Consider the following 3,939-nt stretch of genomic DNA (forward strand, 5'->3'; position numbering starts at 1 on the left):
CGCCCTCGGCTACGCCGCGCAGCTGACGCGCGGGAGTCCCCGGCCCCACACGGCCTTTACAAAGGCCGACCGCCCGCCTATCTGGACGTTCCAGCACGGTGGCCCTGCGCGTCGGGCGGAGCACGAAATGTCATCCGAGAACGGTCCCATGAAGCTCGTCGCCGGCAATTCCAACCGCGCGCTCGCCGAAGCCATCGCCGCCTATCTCGCCAGCCCGCTGACCAAGGCGGTGGTGCGGCGCTTCGCCGACATGGAGATCTTCGTCGAGATCCAGGAGAACGTGCGCGGCCAGGACGTGTTCGTGCTGCAGTCCACCTCGTTCCCCGCCAACGACCACCTGATGGAACTGCTCATCATCATCGACGCGCTGCGCCGCGCCTCGGCCAAGCGCATCACGGCGGTGCTGCCCTATTTCGGCTATGCGAGGCAGGACCGAAAGCCCGGCCCGCGCACGCCCATCTCGGCCAAGCTGGTGGCGAACCTCATCACCCATGCGGGCGCCGACCGGGTGATGACGCTGGATCTCCATGCCGGGCAGATCCAGGGCTTCTTCGACATCCCCACCGACAATCTCTATTCCGCCCCGGTGATGGTGCGCGACATCAAGGAGCGGTTCGACATCTCGAACCTCATGGTGGTCTCGCCCGACGTTGGCGGCGTGGTGCGCGCCCGCGCGCTGGCCAAGCGCATCGACGCCCAGCTCGCCATCGTCGACAAGCGCCGCGAGCGCCCCGGCGAGAGTGAGGTGATGAACGTCATCGGCAATGTGGAAGGCCGCTCCTGCATCCTCGTCGACGACATCGTCGATTCCGGCGGCACGCTGGTGAACGCCGCCGAGGCCTTGCTCGCCCGCGGCGCCAAGGAAGTCACCGCCTACATCACCCATGGCGTGCTGTCCGGCGGCGCCGTGGCGCGCATCACCGCCTCCAAGCTCAAGGAGCTGGTGATCACCGATTCGATCCAGCCCACCGAGGCGGTGCGCGTGGCGCGCAATATCCGCGTGGTGTCCATCGCCTCGCTCATCGGCGAGGCCATCGCCCGCACGGCGCACGAGGAATCGGTCTCCAGCCTGTTCGACTGAGCCGGCGGCGTGCCCGTGCCCGGAAAGGACGACGCGCGGCCCCCGGCCTTGACCGTCGCCATCTGCGCCATCGTCCGCGACGAGGCGCCCTATGTGCTGGAGTGGGTCGCGCACCATCGCGCGCTCGGCTTCGACCACTTCTTCGTGTTCGACAATGAGAGCCGCGACGGCACCTCCGAACTGCTCGACCGCCTTTCGAGCCTCGGCTTCCTCACCCGCATCCCGTTCCCGGACGACGCCGCCTCCGCGCCCCAGCCCCGCGCCTATGCGCGCATGCTGGAGCTGTGGCCCGCGTCGGTGGACTTCGTCGCCTTCATCGACGCGGACGAGTTCATCTATCCCGCGCGCACGGGCTTCGACCTGAAAGGCTGGATCGGCGCCCTCGCCGAGGACCCCGGCCTCGGCGCCATCGGCCTCAACTGGTGCGCCTATGGCAGCGCGGGCGAGATCGCCTTTCGCCCAAGAGCGGTGCTTGAGCGGTTCCAGCGTCGCGGGGCGCGCCTCCACGAGGTCAACCCGCACGTCAAGACGCTGCTACGGCGCGGGGCGGGGCTGGCCATCATCAATCCGCATGCCTTCGCGCTTGAGGCCGGGTGCCGCTATGTCCATGCCGATGGTCGCGATCTGCACTGGCACGAGACCATCGGCGCCGGCGCCGCGCAGGACGTGGTCTGGGAGCCGGTGCGGCTGAACCACTATCCGGTCAAGTCGCGGCAGGAATTCTTCCACCGCAAGCGCCGCAAGGCGAGTGCCGCGCTGCTGTCGCGGCAGAAGGACCTGCACTATTTCCAGATCCACGACGCGAACGAGGTGTGGGAACGCCCGCACCGGGCGCTGCGCACCCGCACCGCTCGGCTGAGCCGCCGCTATGCGCGCCACGTCGCCGGCCTCCCCTGGCCCTGGCGCTCCCTGATCCCCCCTCAGAGCCGCCCGCCGCTGGCGGGGATCGGCGCCCTCTTCCCGCGCTCACGCCGGCGCAGCGCCAGGCGCTGGCTGACTGGCGCCCCACCCTGCCGCCGCTCGGCGCCGGGCATCTCGACCGGGTGCGCCGTTGAGGCCGACGTGCTGCGGCTGGAAGGCTGGGCGTTCGGCCCGGAGGGCGCGCCGGTCGACACGTTCGCGGTTCTGGTGGATGGCGCCGCCTGCGGCCCGTTCACCCTGGAGCGCGTCGCCCGTCCCGACGTGCCCGAGCACTATCCCGGCGCCAGCGGCGCAAGCGGATTCGCGATGGAGCTGCCGCTCGATCGCCTCGCCACCCCGCTCCGGGCGGGCGCCGCGATCATGATCCGCGGCCGGGCCGCTGGCCGGCGGGAGATGCCCGTCCTCGCCGAAGGGCAGTGGACCGGGTGATCCGTCCCGGCGCCGCCGGAACGCCTCATGCCTTGCGCGGCGCGGGGCCGCTGCGCCAGTCGGCATGGGGGCGCACGGTGCGCACCGCCGCCGGCGGCAGCGACATGGCGGGAAGGGCCCGATCGTCGTCAGTTCGGCAAGGAAGCGCTTGGCCCAGCGGTCGATGTCGTTGGCCTCCAGCACCGACATCATGCGCCGATAGCGGTCGGAGCGCTCGGGGAGCGGCATCTCCAGCGCCCGCCGCAGCGCCTGGGCCATGCCGTCGAGATCGTGCGGATTGACGATCAGCGCCCCGGCGGACAGTTCGTGCGCGGCACCGGCGAACTGCGACAGCAGCAGCACGCCGGGATCGTCCGGATCCTGGGCGGCGACGAACTCCTTCGCCACCAGATTCATGCCGTCGCGCAGCGGCGTCACCATGGCGACGCCCGCCGCCCGGTAGATGCCGGCCAGTTCCGAGCGCGAATAGGTGCGATTCACGTAGCGCAGCGGCGTCCACGACACGTCGCTGTAGAGGCCGTTGATCTGGCCCGCCTTGCGCGAGACGAAGCGGTCCATCTCCGCATATTCCGGAACCTCGGTGCGGCTCTTGGGGGTGATCTGCACATAGGCGACCTTATCGTGCCAGTCGTCCGCGTTGCGCAGGAACCGCTCGTAGGCCTCGAGGCGGTTCGGAATGCCCTTGGAATAATCGAGCCGGTCCACGCCGACGATCAGCTTGCGGCCGGACAGGCTCTCCTTGAACCGCTTGACGAACTGGGTGCGGCTCGCGTGCCGGGCGCGGCGCGCGAAGGCCTCGGTCTCGATCGCCACCGGGAAGGCGCCGAGCTTCACCCGCCGTCCCCCCACGTCGTAGCTGCGCCCGTCCGCGGACGACTGGCCGCCGCGGGTGTCGAGATAGCGGGCGAAGTTCTCCCTGTCCTGCTCGGTCTGGAAGCCGACCAGATCATAGTAAGCGAGCGCGCCGACGATCTCGCCGTGCTTCGGCAAGGCCTGGATCAGGTCCGGCGGCGGCATGGGGATGTGCAGGAAGAAGCCGATGCGGTTCCGGTGGCCGCGCTCGCGCAGATACTGGGCCAGCGGCATCATGTGGTAGTCGTGGATCCACAGGATGTCGTCGGGCTGGATGATCTTGGCGAGATGGTCCGCGAAGTTCCGGTTCACCCGGATATAGCCGGAGAGGTCCGCCTGGGCGAACTCCGCGAGGTCGACGCGGTAGTGCAGGATCGGCCACAGGACCCGGTTGGCGAAGCCGTTGTAATATTCCTGGTAGTCGTCTTCCTTCAGGTCGATCACCGCATAGGTCATGCGCTTCTGCATGGTCACGACCGGGTGGTCGGAAGGGGTCGGCGTGATGGTGCCGCTCCAGCCGAACCAGATGCCGCCGCGCTCCTTGAGCGCCGCGTTCACCGCCACCGCGAGGCCGCCGGCCTGGGCGCGGCGCCCCGGATCGGGAACGGCGACGCGGTTGGACACCACGACGATGCGGGGCGCGCGGCTCCCCATCG

Annotated in this window: 2 protein-coding genes and 1 pseudogene; 2 read left to right on the forward strand and 1 reads right to left on the reverse strand. The window is 69.7% G+C overall.

Annotated features, from left to right (window positions below):
- Window positions 1–127: 127 nt before the first annotated feature.
- Window positions 128–1,081, forward strand: coding sequence for a ribose-phosphate pyrophosphokinase (locus AC2W7M_RS21490; RefSeq protein ID WP_486134776.1), 954 nt, complete (start codon window positions 128–130; stop codon window positions 1,079–1,081).
- Between the two features lie 9 nt (window positions 1,082–1,090).
- Window positions 1,091–2,431, forward strand: a complete 1,341-nt coding sequence (locus tag AC2W7M_RS21495) for a glycosyltransferase family 2 protein (protein WP_486134778.1) — start codon at window positions 1,091–1,093, stop codon at window positions 2,429–2,431.
- A 186-nt stretch (window positions 2,432–2,617) separates the two neighbouring features.
- Here the strand turns inward: AC2W7M_RS21495 and AC2W7M_RS21500 are convergent.
- A pseudogene (locus AC2W7M_RS21500) lies at window positions 2,618–3,937 on the reverse strand (alpha,alpha-trehalose-phosphate synthase (UDP-forming)); the annotation flags it as partial.
- Between the last annotated feature and the right edge of the window lie 2 nt (window positions 3,938–3,939).

The organism is Xanthobacter sp. BG11Y11_SDJG, assembly GCF_057364445.1.

Excerpts from the sequence above, each read along its gene's own strand:
- AC2W7M_RS21490 (WP_486134776.1), top strand. The coding sequence starts at position 128 with ATGTCATCCGAGAACGGTCCCATGAAGCTCGTCGCCGGCAATTCCAAC.